This is a genomic window from Ancylobacter oerskovii (genome assembly GCF_018390555.1).
Classification (GTDB): Bacteria; Pseudomonadota; Alphaproteobacteria; order Rhizobiales; family Xanthobacteraceae; genus Ancylobacter; species Ancylobacter oerskovii.
This window is the reverse complement of the sequence record NZ_JAHBGB010000002.1, coordinates 313,819-337,892: the sequence shown is the minus strand read 5'-3', so window position 1 is coordinate 337,892 and position 24,074 is coordinate 313,819. Positions and strand designations below refer to the sequence as shown.

23 protein-coding genes are annotated in these 24,074 nt (G+C 70.3%); 16 read left to right on the top strand and 7 right to left on the bottom strand.

The window, feature by feature from the left end; all coding sequences use genetic code 11:
- Position 1 precedes the first annotated feature (1 nt).
- From KHC19_RS26285 to KHC19_RS01810, 3 genes are read left to right on the top strand one after another with little or no spacing between them, the layout of a single operon-like run.
- The gene (locus KHC19_RS26285) at positions 2-913 is read left to right on the top strand and encodes an NAD(P)-dependent oxidoreductase (RefSeq protein WP_213350307.1); all 912 of its coding nucleotides are present in this window, start codon (positions 2-4) and stop codon (positions 911-913) included.
- Position 914: 1 nt separating this feature from the next.
- Complete coding sequence (locus KHC19_RS01815) at positions 915-1,352, top strand: GlcG/HbpS family heme-binding protein (RefSeq protein WP_213350306.1); 438 nt, start codon at positions 915-917, stop codon at positions 1,350-1,352.
- Position 1,353: 1 nt separating this feature from the next.
- Positions 1,354-2,076 carry an SDR family NAD(P)-dependent oxidoreductase gene (locus tag KHC19_RS01810; protein WP_213350305.1) on the top strand — a complete coding sequence of 241 codons (723 nt, stop codon included), beginning with the start codon at positions 1,354-1,356 and terminating at the stop codon, positions 2,074-2,076.
- A gap of 4 nt (positions 2,077-2,080) precedes the next feature.
- On the opposite strand, the gene KHC19_RS01805 is transcribed toward KHC19_RS01810, so the two are convergent.
- A complete protein-coding gene (locus KHC19_RS01805; protein ID WP_213350304.1) occupies positions 2,081-2,269 on the bottom strand; it encodes a hypothetical protein in 189 nt (62 codons plus the stop codon).
- Positions 2,270-2,422: 153 nt separating this feature from the next.
- On the opposite strand from KHC19_RS01805, the gene KHC19_RS01800 reads away from it, so the two are divergent.
- The 4 genes from KHC19_RS01800 to KHC19_RS01785 all read left to right on the top strand — a co-directional run bounded on the left by KHC19_RS01800 (position 2,423) and on the right by KHC19_RS01785 (position 8,118).
- On the top strand, positions 2,423-3,595 hold the full coding sequence (locus KHC19_RS01800; protein ID WP_213350303.1) for a PP2C family protein-serine/threonine phosphatase: 1,173 nt from the start codon (positions 2,423-2,425) through the stop codon (positions 3,593-3,595).
- Between the two features lie 57 nt (positions 3,596-3,652).
- Positions 3,653-6,031 carry a response regulator gene (locus KHC19_RS01795; RefSeq protein WP_213350302.1) on the top strand — a complete coding sequence of 793 codons (2,379 nt, stop codon included), beginning with the start codon at positions 3,653-3,655 and terminating at the stop codon, positions 6,029-6,031.
- A 3-nt stretch (positions 6,032-6,034) separates the two neighbouring features.
- On the top strand, positions 6,035-6,406 hold the full coding sequence (locus KHC19_RS01790) for a response regulator (protein WP_213350301.1): 372 nt from the start codon (positions 6,035-6,037) through the stop codon (positions 6,404-6,406).
- A gap of 131 nt (positions 6,407-6,537) precedes the next feature.
- Complete coding sequence (locus tag KHC19_RS01785; RefSeq protein ID WP_213350300.1) at positions 6,538-8,118, top strand: Na/Pi cotransporter family protein; 1,581 nt, start codon at positions 6,538-6,540, stop codon at positions 8,116-8,118.
- Positions 8,119-8,158: 40 nt separating this feature from the next.
- Here KHC19_RS01785 and KHC19_RS01780 read toward each other — a convergent pair whose 3' ends face one another.
- The 4 genes from KHC19_RS01780 to KHC19_RS01765 all read right to left on the bottom strand — a co-directional run bounded on the left by KHC19_RS01780 (position 8,159) and on the right by KHC19_RS01765 (position 12,467).
- Positions 8,159-8,581 (bottom strand): ATP-binding protein, encoded by a 423-nt coding sequence (locus tag KHC19_RS01780; protein ID WP_213350299.1) that lies wholly within the window; start codon positions 8,579-8,581, stop codon positions 8,159-8,161.
- Positions 8,582-8,612: 31 nt separating this feature from the next.
- Positions 8,613-8,945: an STAS domain-containing protein gene (locus tag KHC19_RS01775; RefSeq protein ID WP_213350298.1), complete on the bottom strand. Its 333-nt coding sequence runs from the start codon at positions 8,943-8,945 to the stop codon at positions 8,613-8,615.
- A 110-nt stretch (positions 8,946-9,055) separates the two neighbouring features.
- On the bottom strand, positions 9,056-10,771 hold the full coding sequence (locus tag KHC19_RS01770) for a solute carrier family 23 protein (RefSeq protein ID WP_213350297.1): 1,716 nt from the start codon (positions 10,769-10,771) through the stop codon (positions 9,056-9,058).
- 169 nt (positions 10,772-10,940) lie between these two features.
- On the bottom strand, positions 10,941-12,467 hold the full coding sequence (locus tag KHC19_RS01765; RefSeq protein WP_213350296.1) for an MFS transporter: 1,527 nt from the start codon (positions 12,465-12,467) through the stop codon (positions 10,941-10,943).
- 219 nt (positions 12,468-12,686) lie between these two features.
- Between KHC19_RS01765 and KHC19_RS01760 the strand changes: the two genes are divergently transcribed.
- The gene (locus KHC19_RS01760) at positions 12,687-12,944 is read left to right on the top strand and encodes a DUF2188 domain-containing protein (protein WP_213350295.1); all 258 of its coding nucleotides are present in this window, start codon (positions 12,687-12,689) and stop codon (positions 12,942-12,944) included.
- Positions 12,945-13,730: 786 nt separating this feature from the next.
- The gene (locus KHC19_RS01755; RefSeq protein ID WP_213350294.1) at positions 13,731-15,467 is read left to right on the top strand and encodes a chloride channel protein; all 1,737 of its coding nucleotides are present in this window, start codon (positions 13,731-13,733) and stop codon (positions 15,465-15,467) included.
- Positions 15,468-15,485: 18 nt separating this feature from the next.
- On the opposite strand, the gene KHC19_RS01750 is transcribed toward KHC19_RS01755, so the two are convergent.
- A complete protein-coding gene (locus tag KHC19_RS01750; RefSeq protein WP_213350293.1) occupies positions 15,486-16,535 on the bottom strand; it encodes a dipeptidase in 1,050 nt (349 codons plus the stop codon).
- 149 nt (positions 16,536-16,684) lie between these two features.
- On the bottom strand, positions 16,685-17,317 hold the full coding sequence (locus KHC19_RS01745; RefSeq protein WP_213350292.1) for a TetR/AcrR family transcriptional regulator: 633 nt from the start codon (positions 17,315-17,317) through the stop codon (positions 16,685-16,687).
- A gap of 143 nt (positions 17,318-17,460) precedes the next feature.
- Here KHC19_RS01745 and KHC19_RS01740 point away from each other — a divergent pair, with 143 nt between their 5' ends.
- The 7 genes from KHC19_RS01740 (at position 17,461) to KHC19_RS01710 (ending at position 24,049) form a co-directional block, all read left to right on the top strand.
- Entirely contained in the window at positions 17,461-18,543 is a 1,083-nt protein-coding gene (locus KHC19_RS01740; RefSeq protein WP_213350291.1) for a putative urea ABC transporter substrate-binding protein, read from the top strand.
- Between the two features lie 463 nt (positions 18,544-19,006).
- Positions 19,007-19,825, top strand: coding sequence for an ABC transporter permease (locus KHC19_RS01735; RefSeq protein ID WP_213350290.1), 819 nt, complete (start codon positions 19,007-19,009; stop codon positions 19,823-19,825).
- Positions 19,826-20,662 carry an ABC transporter ATP-binding protein gene (locus KHC19_RS01730; protein ID WP_213350289.1) on the top strand — a complete coding sequence of 279 codons (837 nt, stop codon included), beginning with the start codon at positions 19,826-19,828 and terminating at the stop codon, positions 20,660-20,662.
- A 5-nt stretch (positions 20,663-20,667) separates the two neighbouring features.
- On the top strand, positions 20,668-21,981 hold the full coding sequence (locus tag KHC19_RS01725) for an NtaA/DmoA family FMN-dependent monooxygenase (RefSeq protein ID WP_213350288.1): 1,314 nt from the start codon (positions 20,668-20,670) through the stop codon (positions 21,979-21,981).
- Positions 21,982-22,020: 39 nt separating this feature from the next.
- Positions 22,021-22,563 carry a flavin reductase gene (locus KHC19_RS01720; protein WP_246548090.1) on the top strand — a complete coding sequence of 181 codons (543 nt, stop codon included), beginning with the start codon at positions 22,021-22,023 and terminating at the stop codon, positions 22,561-22,563.
- 112 nt (positions 22,564-22,675) lie between these two features.
- Entirely contained in the window at positions 22,676-22,996 is a 321-nt protein-coding gene (locus tag KHC19_RS01715) for a hypothetical protein (RefSeq protein ID WP_213350287.1), read from the top strand.
- A 141-nt stretch (positions 22,997-23,137) separates the two neighbouring features.
- Complete coding sequence (locus tag KHC19_RS01710) at positions 23,138-24,049, top strand: amidoligase family protein (protein WP_213350286.1); 912 nt, start codon at positions 23,138-23,140, stop codon at positions 24,047-24,049.
- Positions 24,050-24,074 lie beyond the last annotated feature (25 nt).

Here is a 24,074-nt window from a genome sequence, read left to right as displayed (position 1 = left end):
CGTGACGAGCGAGACGAAGGAGACCGTCGGCATCATCGGTCTCGGCATCATGGGCACGGCCTATGCGAAGAACTTGCTGGAGAGCGGGTTCGGCGTGGTCGGCACCGACGTCGCCGAGGAGGCGCTGGCGACGCTGGCCGCGCAGGGCGGCCGGCGGGCCGGCTCCGCCCGCGAGGTGGCCGAGGCGGCCGATATCCTGCTGCTGGCGCTGCCCTCGGTGAAGGCGCTGGAGGCGGTGACGAAGGAGATCGCCGGCGCGGTGCGGTACGGCGCGGTGGTGTGCGAGATGGGCACGCTGCCGATCGAGGCCAAGGAGGCGTGCCGCCTCGCGCTGGAGGGCCGGGGCGCGCATGTGCTCGATTGCCCGGTGAGCGGCACCGGCGCGCAGGCGGCGCGGCGCGACCTCTCCATCTATGCCAGCGGCGACGAGGCGGCGTTCCGCAAGGTGGAGGCGGCCTTCGCCGGCTTCGCCCGCGACGTGCGCTACTGCGGCGGCTTCGGCACCGGCATGAAGCTGAAATACATCGCCAACCTGCTGGTGACGATCCACAACCTCTCCACCGCCGAGGCGCTGCTGCTCGCCGACCGGGCCGGGCTCGACCTCAACCTCGTCTACGACGCGATCCGTCCGGGCGCGGGCGGCTCGCGCATGTTCGACGTGCGCGCGCCGATGATGATCGAGAACCGCTACGAGCCGGCGACGATGAAGATGGACATCTACATCAAGGACCTGCAGCTCATCATGGACTTCGCCCGCGAGATGCGCTCGCCCACCCCGCTGATGGCGGCGAGCCTGCCCTTCTATTTCGCGGCGCTGGCGGAAGGGCGCGGCAAGGAGGACACCGCCTCGCTCTTCGCGGTGCTCAAGGGCATGACCGAGCCCAGAAACTCGTCAGGCGACAAGGGAGAATGAGATGAGCGATCTCACCCTCGACAAGGCCGACATCATCGGCCGCGTCGCGCTGGAGGATGCGCGGGCGCGCGGCGCCCGGCCGCTCACCGTGGTGGTGCTGGACGCCGGCGGCCATGTGAAGCTGGTGCGCCGCGAGGACGGCAGCGGCATCGCCCGCTTCGAGATCGCCTATGGCAAGGCCTGGGGCGCGCTCGGCATGGGCATCTCCTCGCGCGGGCTGGCGGCGCGGGCGGCGACGATGGGCACGTTCTTCGCCGCCCTCGCCGCCGCCACCGATGGCCGCGTGGTGCCGGTGCCGGGCGGCGTGCTGGTGCGCGACGCGGAGCAGCGCATCGTCGGCGCCGTCGGCATCAGCGGCGACACCTCGGACATTGACGAGTTCTGCGCCGTCGCCGGCATCGAGGCGGCCGGCCTCGCGCCCGATATCGAGGAGCGCTGAGGTGGCGGCGCTCGACGGAAAGACGGCGCTGGTCACCGGCGCCGGGCGCGGCATCGGCCGCGCCACCGCGCTCGCCCTGGCGCAGGCGGGCGCGCGGGTGATCGCGGTGGCACGCACGCAGGCGGATCTGGACGAACTGGCCCGCGAGGGCGCAGGGCGCATCGAGCCGCTGGCCGCCGACGTGCGCGACGAGGCCTTTCTCGCCCGCATCGAGGCGATGGAAGACCTCGACATCCTCGTGAACAATGCCGGCGGCAACCGGCCGAAGCTGATGGTCGATGTCGACGACGAGACGCTCGACTGGATGATCGACCTCAATATCCGCTCGGTCTATCGCGTGGCGCGGGCGGCGGCGCGGGCGATGGGCGCCGGCGGGGTGATCGTCAATATGTCCTCGCAGATGGGCCATGTCGGCTCGCCCAAGCGTACGGTCTATTGCATGACCAAGCATGCGGTGGAGGGGCTGACCAAGGCGATGGCGGTGGAACTCGCCCCGCGCGGCATCCGCGTGGTCTCGGTGGCGCCGACCTTCGTGGTGACGCCGATGACGCAGGACATGTTCGAGGACCCCGAGTTCAAGCGCTTCGTCTACGACATGGTGCCGCTGGGCGAGCTGCCGGCGCCAGAGGATATCGCGCAATCCATCCTGTTCCTCGTCTCGCCCGGCGCCCGCTTCGTCACCGGCGACAGCCTGCGGGTCGACGGCGGCTGGACGGCGCGCTGACGGCCTATTCCCGCATGATCGGCGCGACGCCCGGCCCGACCGCGACCTCGTCGCTGACGAAGCCGAGCACCGCGAGCACCAGCAGCACGATCACCAGCACGCCGATGAGGCCGCGCAGCCCATAGGCCCGGTGGCCGGCATAGCCGCCGCCCAGAAGCACGAGGATCAGGATCAGCACGATGATCGTCAGCATGGCAGCCCCTCCGCTTCTCCCTGTGAATGCCGGAAGGGGCGGGCAGGTTCCGGCGCATTCAGGCCGTTGCGAAGCCGGACGATTGCGCGGATAGTCCCGCCCGGCGTCGTTCGGCGCTTTTCCTTTCAAGCGCAGTACGGTGGTATCGCAGTCATGGTGGACCAGAATGCGACCATTCTGGTGGTCGACGACGTGGCGGAAAACCGCGATCTTCTGGCTCGTCGCCTGCGCCGGCTGGGGCTGAACCGCATCGACGAGGCCGCCAATGGCCATGAGGCGCTGGCGGCCATCGCCAAGACCCCCTACGACCTCGTGCTGCTCGACATCATGATGCCGGAGCTCGACGGCTTCGGCGTGCTGGAAGCCCTGCGCCGCGACGGCCGGCTCAACGACCTGCCGGTGATCGTGGTTTCCGCGCTCAACGAGCTCGACCCGGTGGTGCGCTGCATCGAGCTCGGCGCCGACGACTTCATCTTCAAGCCGTTCAACCCGACGCTGCTGCGCGCCCGCGTGCTCGCCACGCTGGAGAAGAAGGCGCTGCGCGACCGCACCCGCGACGAGCTGAAGCGCAAGCAGGCCGAGCTCAACGAGGCGCGGACCCTGCAGCTCGACCTGGTGCCGCCGCCCTTCGCCGGCGAGGCGGCGGGACGGCGGATCGCCGTCGAGGCGCTGCTGGATCCGGCCAAGGAGGTCGGCGGCGATCTCGTCGACTATTTCTTCATCGACGACGACCGGGTGGTGCTGGCCCTCGGCGACGTTTCCGACAAGGGCGCCGGCGCGGCGCTGATGATGGCGCGCACCCATGCGCTCTTCCGGGCGCTGGCGGCGCGGCCCGACGCACCGGAGCTGTTCGCCGATCCGGCGCGGGCGGTCGGGTTGGTCAACGAGGCGCTGGCGCGCGGCAATGCCGGCTGCATGTTCGTCACCTTCGCGCTGGTCAGCGTCGATCTCGCCACCGGCGCGCTCGCCTATGTGCGGGCCGGCCATGTGCCGCCCTATCTCGCCCGCCGGGACGGTGCGGTCCTTCGGCTCGCCGGGGGGAGCGGCCCGGCGCTCGGCATCGTCGAGGGCTTCGCCTATCGCGCCGACCGCGCCGAGCTGGCGGCGGGCGACCGGCTGCTCATCGTGACCGACGGCTTCACCGAGGCGCAGGATCCGGCGGGGACGCTGTTCGGCGAGGCGCCGGTCGGCGAACTGCTCGCCGCCTCCGGCACCGGGCCGGGCGCCGTGCTGCAGAGCCTGGTCGGGGCGGTGCGCGCCTTCGAGGCCGGGGAGCCGCCATCGGACGACATGGCGGCCATCCTGCTGAGCGTGGATGTGATCTAGCCGGAATCGCGGCCGGGCTTTACTGCTGGTCGCGCAAGAGGTCGGGGGAACGGGAAGATGGACGGCGAGGCGGCACAGCAGGACGGCGATGCCTGCCCCTATGATCCCGGCGGCCTGGGCCGGGAGGCGACGCTGCTGCGGGCGACGCTGGAGAACATGGCGCAGGGCGTCGCCATGTACGATGCCAGTTACCGGCTCGTCACCTGGAACCAGCTGTTCCGCGAATATCTCGACATGCCCGACGAGTTCTTCGACAACGCCCACACCTTCCAGGACTACATCCGCTATCTCGGCGCGCGGGGCGAGTTCGGCGACCAGGTCGACATAGAGGCCGTGCTCGCCAGGCGCCTCGCCCAGCTCGACCATTCCCACCGCTTCGAGCGCACCCGCCCCGACGGCACCATCCTCGAGGTGCGGCGCGACCCGGTGCCGGGCGGCGGCTTCATCGCCATCTACACCGACATCACCGAGCGCAAGCTCGCCGAGATGAAGCTGCGCGAGGACGAGGAGCAGCTGCGGGCGGTGGATGCCGCCGCGCCGGTGGGCCTCGTCATCATCGACCGTGCCAGCCACCTGATCCGGCATCTGAACGGCGGGATGAGCCGGCTCATCGGCCGCGAGGCCGCCACCCTTGCCGGCCGTCCGGTGGAGGCGATGTTCGCCGATCCCGACAAGGGGCGGGAGCTGTGGGACATTCTCGCCGGCCCACCTGTCGAGCGGCGCGAATTCATCCTGCCCGGCCCGGACGGCGCGCCCATCTGGACCATGGTGGCGCATGGCGATCTCGATTTCCGCGGCGAGCCGGCCATCATCGCCACCTTCGTCGACATCACCGACCGCGTGCAGATGGAGCAGCAGCTGCGCGAGGCCAAGGAGGCGGCGGAATCGGCGAGCCAGGTGAAATCCGCCTTCCTCGCCAATATGAGCCATGAGCTGCGCACGCCGCTCAACGCCATCATCGGCTACAGCGAGATCCTCAGCGAAGACGCCGCCGACAATGGCGACACCGCCATGGTGGCCGACCTCGACAAGATCCAGGCGGCCGGCAAGCATCTGCTCGGCCTCATCAACGACATCCTCGATCTGTCGAAGATCGAGGCGGGGCGCATGGACGTCTATCTGGAGCAGGTGTTCCTGAACCGCACGGTGGACGAGGTGCGCACCATCGTCGGCCCGATGATGGAGAAGAACGGCAACCGCTTCGTCATCGACTGCCCGCTCGATCTCGGCTCGCTGCGCACCGACGTCACCAAGCTCAAGCAGAGCCTGATCAACCTGCTCTCCAACGCCGCCAAATTCACCAAGGGCGGGCAGGTGAGCCTTTCCGTCACGCGCCGCCAGGAAGGGGAGGTCGGCACGGTGCGCTTCGAGGTGCGCGACACCGGCATCGGCATGACCGAGGAGCAGATCGGCCGGCTGTTCCAGGCCTTCACCCAGGCGGATTCCTCCACCACCCGCAATTTCGGCGGCACCGGGCTGGGCCTCACCATCACCAAGCATTTCGTCGCCATGCTGGGCGGCACCATCACGGTGAGCAGCGTGCCCGGCGAGGGGTCGGTCTTCGCCATCGAGCTGCCGGCCGAGGCGGCCGAGGCCCCGCCGGCGGAGGCGCCGGTGATCGACGGGGGAGCCCCGGTCGAGGCGGGCGCCATCACCGTGCTGGTGGTCGATGACGATCCCGCCGTCCACGAAGTGCTGGCGGCCACCCTCGGCAAGGAGGGCTATGTGCTGCGCCATGCGCGCGACGGCATCGACGCGCTCGACATCATGCGCCGGGATCCGCCGGACATCGTCACGCTCGACGTGATGATGCCGAAGATCGATGGCTGGTCGGTGCTGGGCATCATGAAGTCCGAGCCGGAGCTGGCGCATATCCCGGTGATCATGCTCACCATCGTCGACGACCGGAACCTCGGCTACGCGCTCGGCGCCTCCGAATACATGACCAAGCCGATCGACCGGCAGCGCCTGCTGGGGCTGATCCACAAATTCACCCCCGGCGAGGAGGGGGGACAGGTGCTGGTGGTGGACGACGACCCGGACGTGCGGGCGATGGTGCGGGCGGCCATCGAGGATGGCGGGCTCCACGCCGCCGAGGCCGGCAACGGCCGCGAGGCGCTTGTCTGGCTCGGTGCCCATCCGCTGCCGTCGCTGGTGCTGCTCGACCTGATGATGCCGGTGATGGACGGCTTCGCCTTCCTCAGCGAGGTGCGCGCCAACTCCGCCTATGCCGACCTGCCCATCGTGGTGCTGACGGCAAAGGAGCTGACCGAGAGCGAACGCAGCTATCTGGCGCAGAACACGCTGCTGATCCTCAACAAGAGCGCGCAGCCGATCGGCACGCTGGGGGCGGCCCTGTCGGCGATCGCCGGGCGCAGCCGGGGCGTGGGCGGCAAAAGCGCGGCCGGCAAGGCCGCGCCGGGCGGGGCGGGCTAGGCCATGGCGACGATCCTGCTTGTCGAAGACAACGAGATGAACCGCGACATGCTTTCGCGGCGCCTCACGCGCAACGGCTACGAGGTGCTGCTGGCGGTGGACGGGCAGCAGGGCGTGGATCTCGCCACCTCGCGCCGGCCCGACCTCATTCTCATGGATATGAGCCTGCCGGTGCTCGACGGCTGGGAGGCGACCCGGCGGGTGAAGGCGGCGCCCGAGACCGCCGCCATACCGGTGATCGCGCTGACCGCCCATGCGATGGAACAGGACCGCGAGGCGGCGATGGCGGCCGGCTGCGACGAGTTCGATACCAAGCCGGTCGAGCTGCCGCGGCTGCTGGGCAAGATCCGGGCGTTGCTCGGCGAGGAAGGGTGATGCGCCCGGCGTGGCGCTTGCCCGGATCGGCCCCGCTCTTGCACGGGGCGGCGGCGCGCCCCGGCGCGCTCGTCCCGCGCAATCGATGAGGAATGGCATGCCGCGCTTGCTCCTGAGGGGTCGTTGACCGCATGGCGACCCTGGCATTGCTGCTCAGCGGCCTCGGCCTGTTCTTCATCGGCGTGCGCTCCCTGTCCGCCAATCTGGTGCCGCTGGTCGGCCGCCGCGGCCGCGCCGCCTTTTCCCGCGCGCTGCGCGGCCCGGTGAGTTGCGCCGTCAGCGGCGTCATCGCCGGCATCGTCACCCAGAGCTCGACGGCGGTAGCCTGGATCATCGTCTCCTTCGTGCGCGGCGGCGTGCTGCCCGCCGGCCCGGCGCTGGGGGCGCCGAACTGGGCGAATGTCGGCACCGCGCTGCTGCCGCTGATCGTCGCCATCGACACCTCGACGGCGGCGGGGATCGTCATCGGCCTCGGCGGCTTCATCACCTATTTCAAGCTCGCCCGCGGCGACCGCATGCGCCATGTGGTGGAAGCGGCGCTGGGGGCGGGGCTGCTGCTGTTCGGCATGCATCTGGTCGCGGTGGCGGTGGGGCCGGTGCGCGACAGCCTGATGCACAATCCCTTGTGGACCGTCGCGCTCGCGCATCCGCTGCTGCTGGCGCTGATCGGCTTCGCCTTCTCGGTGGCGGCGCAGTCCTCCTCGGTGGCGGCGGCGATCGCCGTCGCCGCGGTGGGCGGCGGGCTGCTCGACCTGAACTCGGCCTTGCCGCTGGTGGCCGGCGCCAATGCCGCCGGCATGATCAACAATGCGCTGATGGTGCCCGGCGAGACCATGGCGGGGCGGCTCATCTTCGCCATCCAGGTGGTGCAGAAGGGAGCCGGCTCGCTGCTGCTGGCGGTGCTCTGCGTCGTCGCCGCCGTCCTCCCCGATGCCGTCGCCGTGCTGCTGCCGGCGGATGACGACACCCGGGCGCAGATCGCGGTGATCTTCCTGCTGGCGCAGATCGGCGGCGCCTTCCTCGCCGGGCTCGCCCAGCCGGCGACGCGCCGGCTGCTGGAGCGCTATCTGCCGGCCAGCCCGGCGGAGACGCTGGCGCAGCCGGCCTTCCTGCTGCGCGAATCCCTGTCCGATCCCGCCGCCGCGCTCGACCTCACCGTGCGCGAACTGGCCCGGCTGACCGACCGCCTGCCGATGATGCTCGACAAGGTGCGCGAGGAGGCGGATCCGACGACCCCCGCGCCGGCGACGTTGCGGGCGGCGGGCATCGCCCTTGCCGGCACGGTCCGGTCCTATCTCGCCACGCTGCTGGACGGCCAGATGAGCCGCCGGCAGGTCGCGGTGGCGCTGCTGCTGGACGATGCCGCCGGCAGCGTCGGGGCGCTGCACGAGGCGCTGGGCGAATTCGCCGAGGTCGCCGGCCCGGCCCAGGCGCTGCCGACCGCGCGGCGGCTGATCGAATCCCTCCACGCCCTGCTGGGGGCCGTCGCCGAGCACGGGGAGAGCCTGGGTGTCGAGGATCCCGAGCTGGTGCTCAGCCTGCTCGGCCATCGGGACCAGGTGATGGAGGCACTGCGCCAGCGGCTGTCCGCCCAGCAGGCGCTTACGCCGCTGCAGCAGGACGCGCTCTTCCGCATGACATTGCTGTTCGAGCGCATCGTCTGGCTGGCGCGGCAGGTGGTGAACAGCTTCAGTCAGGCCCACCGCGCCTGATGCCCACCGCGCCTGACGCCCGCGGCTCCGGCGCGCTTGGCTAGCCGTCGAGGGTGAAGGCGAGCGTGACCACGTTGCATCCGTCCTCGCGCCGATAGGCGAAGCGGGCCGCCAGCGTGCGCACCAGATGCACGCCGAGGCCGCCGATGCGGCGCTCCTCGATGGAACTGGTGAGGTCCGGCGCCGGGGCGGTGAAGGGATCGAAGGCATCGCCGTCGTCGGCGAGCACGACCTCCACCTCCTCGCCGCGATGGCGGACCGACACGGTGATCTCGCCGGCCCGCCGGTCGGCATAGCCGTAGTCGACGGCGTTGTTGACGAACTCGTCGACCGCGAGGGTGAGGCGATGGGCCACCTTCTCCGGCAGCGCCGAGGCCTCGGCGAAGAACTCCAGCGCCCGCACCAGCGGCTCGAGTTCCGCTAGGTCATTCGCGAGGCGGAGATCGAGCTGCGCGATGATCATGGGCTCTCCGCTGCCGCTCTCGAGGAAACGCTCAGGCCAGGATGGCCAGCGCGGCGTCGCGGGTCGGGTGGATGGGGATGAGGGTCGAGAAGCCGCTGACGTCGAAGACCTCGTGCACCGGCGGGATCAGCCCGCAAATGGCGAGGGTGACGCCGGAGCCCTTGGCCAGCTTCGCGGCCTTCAGCACCACGCGCAGCCCCGCCGAGGAGATATAGGTGAGCTCGGCGAAATCCAGCAGCAGCGCGCTGCTGCCATCGGGGATCACCGCCATGAACTCGTCGAGCTTCGGCGAGGTGGAGCTGTCGAGCCGCCCCCTGACCGCGGTGATCACCACATCCTTCTCGACAAAACGGTCGATCTGCATCGAAGACACGGCTCCGGCTCAAGGGGGCGGGCAAGGCGGCACAGGCCGCCTCGAACCGCATCAGAACTATCCGACATCGACGCCCGCCGGCAAGCGGGCGCTGCACGGTCTCAATGCTCGAAGCGCAGGGTGAGCGCCTGGCGGTCGCCGGTCTTGCCGATCACCAGCTTGTCGGCGCGTTTGCTCAGCATGTAGCCGACGAAGCGCGCCACCGCCGCGCTGTCGCCGAGCAGGTCCTCGGGCGAGGGGCGCAGCGTGGGGATCTCGATCGCCTCGCCCCGATAGGCGAGCACGACGTCGAAATTCATCTCGTCGAACTTCGCCCGCATCTCCAGCTCGCCGGGGGCGACGCCGGTGTCGAGCAGCATCTCCACCGCCTCCGCCACCACCGGGATGGCGGCGGCCACCACGTCGCGCCGGGCGCCCCACACGTCGCCCTGGAGCTCCAGGAACTCGGTGGCGGCGGTGAACGGGTTGTCGTCGGTCGTCACCGTCACCGCCGCCTCCTGGCGGATGCCGATGCGGAAGAACAGGTTGAGGGCGACGGCCACCGCCGTCGACACCGACAGCGGCGATTCCAGGATCGGCTGCGCCCAGGTCGGCGCGGCATGGACCAGCTCGGGCAGGATCGCCACCGCCAGCCCGGCCATCACCGCCAGGCCGACGGTGAAGATGCGCCGGTCGCTCAGCCGGCGGGACAGGATGAGCTCCATGCCGGCCACGATCAGGAACGCCGCGCTGTAGACCAGGATGGCGCCGACGACCGGATCGGGGATCACCGTCAGCGCGCCGATGAGCTTCGGCGAGAAGGCGGCGAGCAGGATCATCACGCCGGAGACGACGCCGATGCGCCAGGCGGTGGCGCCGGTGGCGAAGGCGACGCCGATGGCCGCCGAGGAGGAGGCGCTGGCGAAGCCGCCGGTAACGGCGGCGCCAGCGTCGCTCAGCGTGTTGGCGCGGATGGCGCGGGCCGCCTGTCCCATGTCGGCGCGGCGCCAGTCGGCGTCGTCCATGCGCTGCATCGACACCACCGTGCCGAGCATGTCGACGGCGGAGATGATGCCGGTCAGCACCGCGGCCGGCAGCATGGCCCAGGAGAAGGCGAGGCCGGGCCAGCCGAGCTGCGGCAGGTCGATGAAGGCGAGGGCGTCGAGACCCGGCTCCGCCGGCGCGCGGGCGACCCCGACATAGGCGGCCAGCGCCCAGCCGACGCCGGCGCCGATGGCCACCGCGAACAGCCGCAGCGCGCCGCGCGAGAAGATGGCCAGCACGATGATGATCAGGAGCGCGGTGAAGCTCACCAGCGGGTAGCGCAGGTCGAGCAGCGTCGTCGCCTCATGGGCGCTGAGGCCGAACATGCGGCGCAGCGCCGGCGCGGCCAGCGCCACGCCCAGCATCGTCACGGCGACGCCGCAGATCTCCGGCGGGAACATCGCCCGCATCGCGTTCTGGAACCGGGTGAGCGAGAACTGCGAGACCGCCGCGATCAGGCTCATCGCCGCATAGAGCGCCGTGCCGCCGGCCGAGAGCGCCTGCACCGCCAGCGGCAGATGCGCGGTATTGGGGATCTGCACCAGCAGCATGCCGGCGCCGGATTTCGAGCGCGGCAGGCATTCGAGGATGGTCGCCACCCCCATGAAGATGATGCAGCTGGTGATCAGGATCTGCGTGTCGGTGAACGACAGGCCGGCCTCGGTGGCGGCGACCAGCGGATAGACCACGAAGAGCAGGGCGAGCGTCGCGTGCTGCACGCCGAGGACCAGCAGCGTGCCGAGCGGCATCTTGTCGTCGGCGGCGTAGACGATGTTGGACGGTTTGCGCGGCATGAAGGGAGGCACCGGGAGATTGGGAGAGGCGGGACGGACGCCTCGCCTCCCTCCGCTCGCCCGTGGCCCCGGCCGGGCCGCACGCGCCGCGATCATCGATCGGGGAATCCGTTGGCGCGACTATGAAACCTCGCCGGTTCCGCCGCAACTCGATCCTTTGCCCGCGCGGCTAGCGCGTCGCGCCGAGCAGCCGGCGCGCCAGCAGCGCCGCCGCGAGGGTGAGCGCGGCGCAGGCGAGCGTCGCAAGGCTCAGCCCGCGCGAGAACGCGTCGTGCGAGGCCCGCATCAGTGCCTCGCCCGACGGTCCGCCGAGCTGCCGCGCCGCGGCGACGGCGCCGTCCAGCGTGCGGCGGGCGTCGGCCAGCAGCCCGGCATCGGCACCGGGCAGGCTGAGACCTTCCATGTTCACCCGGTAGGTTGCCGCCACGATGCTGCCGAGCACGGCGATGCCGAGCGCGCCGCCGAACTCGAAGCTGGTCTCCGAGATCGCCGAGGCCGCGCCCGCCCGCTCCGCCGGGGCGACCCGCATCATCAGATCGGTGGTGAGGGTGCCGACCGGCGACAGGCCGAGGCAGAACATCACGATCGAGGCGGTCATGACCGGCAGCGGCGCGCGCTCGATCTGGCTCAGCAGCGCGAAGCCGGCGGCGGACAGCAGGAGGCTCGCCACCAGCAGGTCGACCGGCCGCACCCGCCGCACGATGTGCGGCGTCGCCAGCGAGCCGATGGCGAAGCACACGCCGGAAGGCGCCGTCCACAGCCCGGCCTCGAACGGGCCCATGCCGAGCACCAGCTGGAGATATTGCGACAAGGCGAGGAAGATGCCCATGGCGCCGAACATCGCCATGATGTTGACGGTGAGCGCGGCGCCGATCCTCGGGTGCCGCAGCAGCGACAGGTCGATCATCGGGTCGGCGAGGCGCTTCTGGCGGGCGACGAAGAAAAAGCCGATGACCAGGCCGAGCGCAACGGCGAGCGCCGTCTGCGCGTCCGGTCCCGCCTCGGCGACGTGCTTCATGCCATAGATCAGCGCCAGCACCGCCGCCACCGATTGCACGGCGCTGACGATGTCGAGCCGGCCGGCATGCGCGTCGCGATATTCCGGCAGCAGGAACGGGCCGACCAGGAGCAGGCCGATCATCACTGGCACCGCCAGCAGGAACACCGCCCCCCACCAGAAATGCGCCAGCACCGCGCCGCCGACCAGCGGCCCGATGGCGGCGCCGGCGGAGAAGCAGGCGATCCACACCCCGATGGCCAGCGTGCGCTCGCGCTCGTCGAGGAACATGTTGCGGATCAGCGAGAGGGTGGAGGGTGCCAGCGTCGCCCCGGCGATGCCGAGCAGGGCCCGCGCCGCGATGAGCTCCTGCGCCGAGCGGGAGAAGGCGGCGAGCACCGAGGCGGCGGCGAATGCCGCGGCGCCGATGAGCAGCAGGCGCCGGCGGCCGATGCGGTCGCCGAGCGTGCCCATCAGCATCAGCATGCCTGCCACCATGAAGCCGTAGATGTCGATGATCCACAAAAGCTGGGTGGCGCTCGGGGCGAGATGCAGCGCGAGCTGCGGCACCGCGAGGTTGAGCACCGTCAGGTCCATCGCATAGACGAGGCAGGGCAGGGCGATGACGGCGAGGCCGGTCCATTCCTTGCGCGTCGCCCGCAGGCCGGGTTCGGTCGGCTGGTAGGGGTCGGCACGCATGGTCGGCACTCCGCACTCTGCACGCACGGCCGCTCGGCCGGGGCGTGGCTCGATAGACCATTCCGCCCGATCCCGCCACCCGCTTTCCCGTGAGGAAGCCGTTTCAAGGACGATGGGAAGGAGCAAGTTCCGCCGGCGGGATGGTGCTAGGCTGGCCGCATGGCCCTGTGGGGAACCGGCGTTGGCGCCGGTGGTTTTCCAAGCCCGGGAGGATGCGACATGAGCCATATACGCTACGAGATCGTCGAGCATGACGGCGGCTGGGCCTACAAGCTGGGCGACGTGTTTTCCGAAACGCACGCCACGCATGAAGGGGCGCTGCGGGCCGCGCGCGAGGCGGCCGCGCGCCAGTCGCTGGCGGGGGAGACCCGGCCGATCCTCTATCAGGACGCCGCCGGCGTCTGGCATCAGGAAACCGCCGACGGCAGCGACCGGCCGGAGGCGGACATAGACGACCCGGACGCGGGCAGGCGCTGACGCCGGGGTGATGCCTTCCGCCCGCCCGAACGCGGGACGGCCCGGCAGGGGGCACGACCGGCGGGGCATGGCCGGCAGGTGGTTATGGGCGGCAGGGGGGTGTGGGCGGCAGGTGTCATGGTCGGGGTTGGCAGGTGTCATGGCCGGCAGGTGTCATGGTCGGGGGGCGCGCGGCCATCCGCCCGATCCTGCCGGATGCACCCGGGTCCAAGGCGTGGATGGCCGGGCCAAGCCCGGCCATGACGGGTTGTAGGCGGTCATCCCGGACGGCTGGCAGCCGATCTGGAAGCGCCTGAAAACCGGGAGCGATCTCGACGCCGCGGCCTCGCCTCCAGCCGGGATCAGGCTGTGGCTTCCGGCCGGGATGACGCTGCGGCCCCCGCTCGGGATGAGGCTGCGGCCTCCAGCCGGAATGACGATGAAGGCACGGGAGGGCGCGGAACGCGCTTCGCTTTTCGCGCGGGTTCCCTTCGAGCCGCGTCATCCCCGGGCTTGGCCCGGGGATCCATGTCTTGGTCCGGGTGGGTCCGGTGGAACTGCGGGAACGGCCGGGCCAAGCCCGGCCATGACGAGCTGTAGGCGGTCACCCCGGAGGGCTGTCGGCCGTCATCCCGGGCGGCGGCCGCTCTGGAAGCGCCTGGAAGCCGGGAGCGATCCGGCGCTGCGGCCTCGCGCGTTGCCCCCGGCCGGCGCACCGCCTAGACATGGGGCCGCCCCGCCGCCGATCGCCAAGGCCGCCCCGTGACCGCAGATCCCGCCGCGTCCCCTCCTGGTGCCTCCCCGTCCATGCTCGTCCGCCTGCGCATGGGCCTGCGCGAGAGCGAGTTCGCTCTGGTCGCGCTGGCGGCGGCGATCGGCGTGCTCGCCGGGCTGGTGGTGGTCGCCATGGGGGCGGCGACGCAGTTCCTGCATGTGGTGCTGTTCGGCATCGCGCCCGATGCGCATCTCTCCGTCACCGCCGGCGTCGCGCCGCTGCTGCTCGTTCTCGTGCCCGCGCTGGGTGGGCTCGTCTTCGGCCTTGCGAGCCAATGGATCCGGCGCGGGGCCGCTTCGGCGCCCGTGGATCCCATCGAGGCGAACGCGCTGCAGGGCGGGCGTATGTCGCTGAAGGACAGCGTCGTGGTGGCGGTGCAGACGCTGTTCTCCTCGGGCGTCGGCGCCTCGGTCGGGCTGGAGGCCGGCTATACGCAGGGGGCGAGCGGCATCGCCTCCTTCCTCGGCCAGCGCCTGCACCTGCGCCGCGCCGACCTGCGCACGCTGGTGGGATGCGCGGCGGGCGCGGCGATCGGCGCGGCGTTCGATGCGCCGCTGATGGGCGCCTTCTACGGCTTCGAACTGATCATCGGCACCTATGCGATCCCCGCCTTCGTGCCGATGATGACGGCGAGCTTCACCGCCGCGGTCACGCGCCGCCTGCTGGCACCGGAGGCGCTGCCGGTGCTGGCGCCGCTCTCGGCGCCGGGCCTCGCCGACCTGCCGGCGGTGCTGCTGCTGGGCGCGTTCTGCGCGCTCGCCGGCATCGCGGTGATGCGCGGCGCCACCCTGGTCGAGGCGGGCTTCCGCCGCGTGCCGCTGCCCGTCGCCCTGCGGCCGGCGCTGGGCGGGCTGGCGGTGGGAATGATGGCGCTGGCGAGCCCGACCGTGCTCTCCGCCGGGCACGGCGCGGTCTATCACTTCCTCGCCGCCGACGCCTTGCCGGGCACGCTCGCGCTGCTGCTCCTCGCCAAGATGGCGGCCTCCTCGATCTCCATCGGCTCGGGTTTTCGCGGCGGCCTGTTCTTCGCCTCGCTGCTGATGGGCGTGCTGGCCGGGCGCAGCTATGCCGCCGCGCTCGCCTTGGCGCTGCCGGCGCTCCCGGCCGACGTGTCGCTCTATGGGCTGATCGGCATGAGCGCGCTGGCGGTCTCGGTCGTGGGCGGGCCGATGACCATGACCCTGCTGGCGCTGGAGATGACCGGCGACCTCAATCTGACGCTGGCGGTGCTGGCGGCCTCCGGCGTCTCCTCGCTGATGACGCGCCGGCTGTTCGGCTTCTCCTTCGCCACCTGGCGCTTCCATCTGCGCGGCGAGAGCATACGCGGGGCCTATGACATAGGCTGGCTGCGCGAGCTCACGGTCGGCGAGCTGATGCGTTCCGACGTGCCACGGCTTGCCGTCGACATGTCGCCGGGGGAGGCGCGCCGCCTGTGTCCGCCGGGCGCGACGGCCGATCTCGTCGCTACCGAGGCGGACGGCCGCTATGCCGGCATGGTGCCGCCCGCCGCGCTCTATGCCGCGGAGGGCGACGCGCCGGCGACGCTGCGTCCGCTGCTGCGGCTCGCCTCGACCGCGCTCACGCCCGGCATGACCATCCGCGAGGCGCTGGCCGCCTTCGAGGGGGCGGAGGCCGAGGCGCTGGCGGTGGTGGTGGATGACGGCAGCCGCCGGGTCGTCGGCCTGCTGAGCGAGACCCGCGCCATCCGCCGCTACAGCGCCGAGATGAGCCGGCGGCTCGGGGAGATCACCGGCGAGAAGGGCGACTAGCTTCCGCCGCGCCGGCCTTCATTCATGCCAGGCGCGGGCGAGCACCCGCAGCCAGTTCTCCCGGCACAGTTTGGCGAGGTCGTCGGCGCCGAAGCCGTCGGCGGCCAGCGCCTCGACCAGCGCCTGCTGGCCGGCGGCGTCGCCGATGGCGGCGGGGATGGTGGCGCCGTCGTAATCCGAGCCGAGCGCCACGCCGTCGATGCCGACGCGCTCCACCAGATGGCGGATATGCGCGACCATGGCGTCGAGCGGCGTGTCGGCGTCCTCGCGGCCGTCCGGGCGCAGCATGGTGGTGGCGTAGTTGAGCCCCACCAGGCCCTTGCTTTCCCGGATGGCGTCGAGCTGGCGGTCGGTGAGGTTGCGCGCCACCGGGGTGAGCGCATGGGCGTTGGAGTGACTGGCGACCAGCGGCTGGTCGGTGGTCTTCGCGACGTCCCAGAAGCCCCGCTCGGTGATATGAGCGAGATCTATGAGGATTCCCAGGCGGTTGCAGGTGCGGACCAGTTCGAAGCCCGCCTCGGTGAGGCCGGGGCCGGTGTCGGGGCTCATCGGGAAGGCGAAGGGCACGCCGTGGCCGAACATGTTGTTGCGGCTCCAGACCGGGCCGAGCGAGCGCAGGCCGGCGGCGTAGAAGGTCTCCAGCGCCGCGAGATCGGCATCGATGGGCTCGCAGCCCTCCATGTGCAGCACCGCGGCGAAGGTGTCTTCGGCCATGGCGGCGCGGATCTCGGCGGTGGAGCGGCAGAGCTTCCACAGGCCGGCGCGCTCCAGCCGGAAGGCGATCGCCGCCATGTCCAGTGCGGTGTCCAGTGAGGGTGAGCGCTCCAGCGGCTCGGCGAGCGGGGTGGCGTAGTGGCCGCTCGCGTCGGCCTGCTTGAGGATGAGCTCGCCGGACGGGATGTAGATGGCGCAGAGCCCGCCGGCGAGCCCGCCCTTGCGGGCGCGGGGGGCGTCGATATGGCCCTTGTCGGTGCCCTCGCCGAACTCGCGTACCGGATCGGCGCCCGCCTTCGCATGCTCCCACAGCCGCAGCAATACGTCGTTGTGGCCGTCGAAAACCGCTTCCATTTTCTCTCGTCCCTTCATGATCGGGTCAGCGCCGCAATGACTGCCGCGCAGTCGGCGACGACGCCGGTCATGTCGGGAGCGGTCGGGCGGGGTTTGTCGGCGCCGACCATGCCGCAATCGGCCGCCGGTTCCAAGATGCCGCTGCGGCGTCAGGAGGCGGGCGCGGCGGCGACCGTCCCGGCGCCGACCCAGGCGGGCAGCACGTCGGCGAGGTCGCGTATGTCCGCCTCGACGCGATCGTCGCCGCGACTGGTGGAGGCGAAGAAGATGCCGTCGAGCATCAGGCCGATGCGGCGGGCGGTGCGGGCGACGTCGTGCGGGGCGAACAGGCCGGCCTCGACGCCACGCCGCAGCGCCCCTTCCAGCACGTCCTGCTCGCCGCGATAGAAGCCGGCGATCAGCGCGTCCAGCACCTCGTCGCGCATGCCGGAGCTGGCATAATCCGCCATCAGCTTCACCATGCGGATCAGCGTCGGGGCGATCTCGGCATGGATTTCCAGCCAGGCGAGGAGTTCGGCCAGCGGGTCGGGCTGCTGGGTGCGGCGCTCCTCATAGCCGAGCATCAGCTGGCCGATCGCGTGCTCCAGGGCGCGCCGGACCAGATCGTCCTTGCTGTCGAAATAATGATAGAGCAGCCCGACATTCATCTCGCAGACCTGCGCGATGTCGCGCACCGTCACGATGGAATAATGCCGCTCGGCGAACAGCCGCAGCGCCTCGTCGAGAATCATGGCCCGGCGCTCGGCCGGCGGCAGGCGCCGGCGTGCCGCTTTTGCGGTCATGGGCCTCTCCCCTGTACGGCGGATGGCGAAAGCATCGATTTTTGTGCCTTGCTCATATGCTATGCGTGCTTATTTGTTAGGCTTGCATGCCATATTAAGTCAACGCTTAATAGTGGGGTATTCCCGCGACCGGAGCCCCGCCCATGAAGCGTTTCCTGAGAGCCGCCGCGCTTGCCGCCGGCCTCGCCGCCGTCGTCCTCGCCGGTGCCGAGAGCCCGGCGCATGCCGCCCCCAAGAAGAGTTTCAAGGTCGCCTACACGGTCTATATCGGCTTCATGCCGCTGGCCTACATGAAGTCGTCCGGCATCATGAAGAAGTGGGCCGACAAATACGGCATCGAGGTCGAGCTGATCCAGGCCAACGACTATGTCGGCTCGGTCAACCAGTTCATCGCCGGCGAGATCGACGCGGTGGGTGTCGCCTCGATGGACGGTCTCACCATGCCGGCGGCGGGCGGGGTCGACACCTCGGTGTTCCTGATCACCGACTATTCCAACGGCAACGACATCGTCCTTTCCAAGACCGCCAAGGACATCAAGGAACTGGCCGGGCAGGACGTCTACCTGCTGCAGTACAGCGTTTCGCACTACCTGCTGAATCGCGGCCTGCAGCAGGCGGGCATCACCGACCCGACGGCGACCAAGACGGTGAACATCTCCGACAGCGAGATCGCCGCCGCCTATGTGTCGCAGCCGGACCTGAAGCACGCGGTGTCGTGGAAGCCGCTGACCGAGGACATGCAGAAGGTCGCCGGCACCACCGTGCTGTTCGACTCGTCGAAGATCCCCGGCGAGATCATGGACGTGTTCGTCGGCAAGACCGAGGTGCTGAAGGACAACCCCGACTTCGCCAAGGCGGTGCTCGGCGCCTGGTACGAGGCGCTCGGCATTCTCAAGGCCGGCGGCGAGAAGGGCGCGGAGATGCGCGCGGTGATGACCAGCGCCATGGGCACCGATGCCGGCGGCCTGCAGAGCCAGCTCGACACCACCCACTTCTTCTATACCCCGGCCGAGGCGCTCGCCTTCCTGACCGCGGCGGACAACGCCAAGATCTGGGACAGCATCCGCCAGTTCTGCTTCTCGCAGGGCCTGTTCGGCCAGGGCGCCGCCAGCGTCGACAGCATCGGCATCGAGGTCGCCGACGGCACGGTGCTGGGCGACAAGGCCAACATCAAGATGCGGATCAACCCGACCTTCACCAAGCTCGCCGCCGACGGGAAGCTCTGAGGCTGTAGTCCGGCGAAGCCGCAGGCTCCCTCTCCCCGTGGGGGAGAGGGGTGGGGTGAGGGGTCTTCCCGGCTCCCAATCGCCAGAGCCCCTCACCGACCCGCTGCGCGGGCCACCTCTCCCCGACGGGGAGAGGGAAAGAAAGAAGCGGAAGAGGCCTTGCGTGGGCCGGCTCTCCGCCGAAGCCGGGGGCCGACGTCCCGCTCGCCGGAACCGAACTCGGCGAAGCCGTCGACTCCCTCTCCCCGTCGGGGAGAGGGGTGGGGTGAGGGGGCTACTTGGCTTCCTAATCGCTAGAGCCCCTCACCGACCCGCTTCGCGGGCCACCTCTCCGTCGAAACCGGATGTTTCCGGTTTCGACCTTGCCGGAACCGAACTCGGCAGCAGCCGAGTTCGGGCGGGGAGAGGGATGAAGGAAGTACGAGGGCGAACTCGCCCATCTACCGCCAGGAAAGGCCGATCCATGCGTCGCATCATCAATTATGCGCCGAGCTCGGGCGCCAAGGTGATCCTCGCCGCCTTGCCCTTCGTGCTGCTGGTTGGCGTCTATTTCCTCGGCTCCAGCGCGCGGCTCGCCATCGATCCCGCCGACAAGCTGATGCCGGGCTTCGCCTCCTTCTATGCCAGCATGGTCAGGCTGGGCACCACGCTGGACATCGCCACCAAGCAGTACCTGCTCTGGTGGGACACCTGGCTGAGCCTGCAGCGGCTGTTCCTCGGCCTCGGCATCTCCGCGCTGATCGGGCTGGTGCTCGGCATCCTCGTCGGCTTCGTGCCCTATCTGCGCGCCACCTTCGAGCCGTTCTTCGCCGCCTTCTCGCTGATCCCGCCGCTGGCCGTGCTGCCGATCCTGTTCATCCTGTTCGGGCTCGGCGAACTCTCCAAGATCGTGCTGATCGTGTTCGGCATCGCCCCCTTCATCACCCGCGACGTGATGCTGCGCGTGGCCTCGCTGCCGACCGAACAGATCGTCAAGGCGCAGACGCTGGGCGCCTCCACCTGGCAGATGATCACTGGGGTGATCCTGCCGCAGGTGATGCCGCGCCTGCTCGATTCGGTGCGCCTCTCGCTCGGCGCCGCCTGGCTGTTCGTCATCGCCGCCGAGGCGATCACCGCCGAGGGCGGGCTCGGCTACCGCATCTTCCTGGTGCGTCGCTATCTCGCGATGGACGTGATCCTGCCCTATGTCGCCTGGATCACCCTGCTCGCCTTCCTGATGGACTATGCCCTGCGGAAAGTGGCCGCCGTCGCCTATCCCTGGGACCGGATCAAGGCGGCCTGAATGACCCAGATCATCTTCGACGACGTGTGGAAGGAATATGGCGAGCATATCGTGCTCGAGCGCATCAACCTGACGCTCGACGACCACGAATTCCTCGCGGTGATCGGCCCTTCCGGTGCCGGCAAGACCACCTTCCTGCGCATGCTGCTCTCGCAGGAGGCCCCGACGCGCGGGCGCATCCTGATCGATGGCGAGCCGATCGCCCCCGAGCCCACCGCCGATCGCGGCGTGGTGTTTCAGCGCTACTCGGTGTTCCCGCACCGCACCGTGCTGGGCAACGTGATGATGGGCCCGCAATGGGCGGCGTCCCCGCTGCTCGGCCGGCTGTTCGGCGCTCGCCGCCGGGCGGTGGAGGAGCGCGCCATGGCGCTGCTCACCCGCGTCGGCCTCGCCGAGCATGCGGAAAAATACCCCGCCCAGCTGTCCGGCGGCATGCAGCAGCGCCTGGCGCTGGCGCAGGCGCTGATCATGAAGCCGAAGGTGCTGCTGCTCGACGAGCCGTTCGGCGCCCTCGACCCCGGCACCCGCAAGCAGATGCACGAGCTGGTCAGCGAGCTGTGGGAAGAGAACGCCATGACCATCGTCATGGTGACGCATGATCTGCCCGAGGCGTTCCTGCTCGGCACCCGCGTCATCGCGGTGGAGCGGCCGCGCAAGGATCCGCAGGCGCCCGAGCGCTTCGGCGCCACCATCGTCTCCGACTACGAGACGAAGTGCCGGATCGTGCGCGACTCGCGCCGCTTCGAGGCGGACCGCGCCAAGGCACGTCTCACCCTGGTTCCCGATGCTTTCTTGCCCGCCGACGGCACCTCCGCGGCGGCACTGGTGAAGGACTGACGAAAATGGCCGACAAGCGCTTCCACCTCGCCTGGTTCATGAACTTCACGCCCGACGAATGGCGCGAACCCTTCGGCCAGGGCGGCAATCCGTGGGACGGCCAGTTCTACATCGAGATGGCGCAGGCGATGGAGCGCGCCTGCTTCGACCTCATCATGATCGAGGACAAGCTGATGGTGCCGGAGACCTACGGCGCCTCGCGCGACCTGTCGCTCAAACACGCCATGATGGTGCCGAAGGCCGACCCGGCGCCGCTCGCCGTCGCCATGGGCATGGCCACCAAGCATCTCGGCGTCGTCGCCACCATGTCGACCATGGCCTACCCGCCCTTCATGCTGGCGCGGCTGTCCTCCACCATCGACAGCCTGACCAAGGGCCGCTTCGGCTGGAACGTCGTCACCTCCGCCGAGGACCTGATGGCGAAGAATTTCGGCATGGACCAGCTGCCTCCGCGCGAGGACCGCTACGCCATGGCCGACGAGTACATGGAGGTGGTCGGCAAGCTATTCGACTCATGGGAGCCGGACGCGGTGGTGCTCGACCGCAAGAACGGCATCTATGCCGACGGCTCCAAGGTGCATACCGTCGACCATGAGGGCCGGTTCTACAAGGTGCGCGGGCCGCTCAACACCGTGCCCTCGCCGCAGCGCCGCCCGGTGTACCTGCAGGCCGGCGCCTCGCCGCGCGGCCGCGACTTCGCGGCGGAGCATGCCGACGCCATCGTCTCGGTGGCGAACGGCGTCGAGGGGATGAAGGCGTTCCGCGCCGATATCCGCGCCCGCGCCGAGAAGCTCGGCCGCAACCCGGACGACATCAAGGTGTTCTTCTGCATCTGCCCCAGCCTGGGCGAGACGGAGGCGGAGGCGCGCGCGCGCTACGAGAACGTCACCATGTCCGACAATTTCGTCACCGACGTGCTGATCTCGATCTCCGCCATCACCGAGATCGACTTCTCCAAGTACGACCTCGACAAGCCGCTGCCGGAAAAGCTGGTGACGAATGGCGAATCCGGCACGCTCGACAAGTTCCAGCAATGGGGCTCCGGCAAGACGCTGCGCCAGCTGGCGGCGGCGGGCGGCGGCGGGCTCGTCTCCTCCATGGAGCTGATCGGCACCCCGGCGCAGGTGGCGCAGAAGATGGGCGAGGCGATGGAGGAGGTCGGCGGCGACGGCTTCCTGATCACCACCCCGGTGCTGCGCGTCTCGCGCCGCTACATCACCGAGATCTGCGACGGGCTGGTGCCTGAGCTGCAGGCGCGCGGGCTTGTGCGCACGCAGTACAAGCACCAGCTACTGCGCGACAATCTGCGCGAATTCTGAGCCGACACGACCATGTCGCGCGGAGACGAGGAGATCGCAATGGGAGCCTGCCAGCACAGGGACATCGTGCCGGAGCCGCCGACGCCGATGCCGGTGGAGCGTCAGGCGTATCGCGACGCCATGGCACGGCTCGGCGCGGCGGTGAACGTGGTGACGACCGACGGCCCCGGCGGGCGCCACGGCTTCACCGCCTCCGCCGTGTGCAGCGTCACCGACGATCCGCCGACCCTGCTGGTGTGTCTCAACCGCGGCTCCTCGGCGAGTGCCATCGTGCATGCCAACGGGGTGCTGTGCGTCAACACGCTGGCGGCCGGGCAGCAGGAGTTGTCCGACCGCTTCGGCGGCCGCGTGCCGCCGTCCGAGCGCTTCCAGGCCGGTCAGTGGCGGCCGGGCGTGACCGGCGCGCCGGTGCTGGTGGGGGCGCTGGCCTCCTTCGACTGCCGCATTTCCCGCTTCGTCGAGGTAGGCACGCATGACGTGCTGTTCTGCGAGGTGGTGGGCCTCGACGAGGCCGGCACGCGCGAGGGGCTGATGTATTTCCTGCGCCGCTACCACGCGCTCAAGGAGACGCTGCCGGAATAGCCCGGCCGCCTTCTTCACCCGCCGCGCCCGCCGCGGGCGGCCGGGCCGGCGGGCGGTTTCGCCTTGGAACAGGCCGGCCGCTGCGGCGTTCCTCCCCCTCAGGGAGGATCGCATGGACAGACCCCTTCTCACCCCCTTCGTCGCCGGGGCGCTGCTGGTGCTGGCCGCCGGCGGCCTCGCCGGGGCGCAGACCGCCGGCCCCTCGACGGGCAACAGCTCGGCGCCGGCGCTCTCCGCGCCGCCGGCGGGCAATCCCGCGCTGCAGCGGCCGTCGCAGGCGGAGCCGACGCCGGTCATGCCGGCGCCTCCCGCGCCGCCGGTCCGGCAGGTGCCGTCCACCGGCACGGCGCCATCGGGATCGGTGAACGACATGCCGACGCCCGATTGCACCCCGCCCAATTGCGGCACGCCGAAGATCATCACGACTCCTTGAGCCGGCCTGCCCCGCAAATGGCGGAGCGGCAGCGCCCGGAAGCCATTCGGGGCTTGGCCTGCGGCTGGACGAGGGCCCGCGGCCCGCCGATACGGCTTCCGGTTTGTTGACCTTGCGGCAACCCCGGTCCATGCATGGCCGATGCCGGTTTCAACCTCGCAGGTGTCGTCGATCGCGCACAATGCCTCCCAGACTTCGTCCCGCCGGGTCGGCGTGGAGATCGAGTTCGTCGATCTCTCCGTCCGCGATGCGGCCTTCGCGCTGGAGCGCCGCTTCGGCGGGCAACTGGTGGAGGAGGATCCGCAGGCGTTCCATCTGATCGGCAGCCGCCTCGGCGCCATGCGCGTCGAACTCGACGTCCGCCATGTCCATCCCGGTCGCGGCGCCGGCAATCCGCTGGCCGGCCTGCCGCGGCGCCTGACGACGGCGCTGGGCAGCCTGCTGGCGCCCTTCGTGCCGCGCGAGATCATCATCGGACCGCTCGAACGGTCCGAGCTCGACGGCGTGGACGAGGTGGTGGCCACGCTCCGCGCGGCCGGTGCATCCGGCGATGGAACGACGCTTCTCGATTCACTGGGGCTGCATTTCAACATCGCGCAGCCAAGCGAGGACGAGCGGGAGATCGTCGCGACCTTCAAGGCCTTCCTGACGCTGGAGCCGGAACTTCGCCGCGCGAATGGCGAGGGCGTGCTGACCCGCCTTCATGCCCCTCCGCCTTATCCGCCCGCCTATGTGCGGCGCGTGCTGGCGCCCGATTACTGGCCGGATCTCGAAACCTTCCGGCACGATTATCTGGCCGCCAATCCCACCCGCAAGCGCTCGCTCGATCTGCTGCCGCTGCTGCTGCACTTCCATGCCGGCACGTCGCTGCCGCGCTTCGCCGGCAAGGTGCGGCCACGCCCGGCCTTCCACTACCGGCTGCCGCTCGCCCGCGTCGGCCGGCCCGGCTGGACGATCGCCGCGGATTGGGAGCGCTGGACAGAGGTGGAACGGCTGGCGGCGGAGATCGCCGCCGCCGCCCCGCGCAGGGAAGCCGGGCCGGGGCCGCGATAGCGGCCGGGCCAGCCGTTTCCGGCCG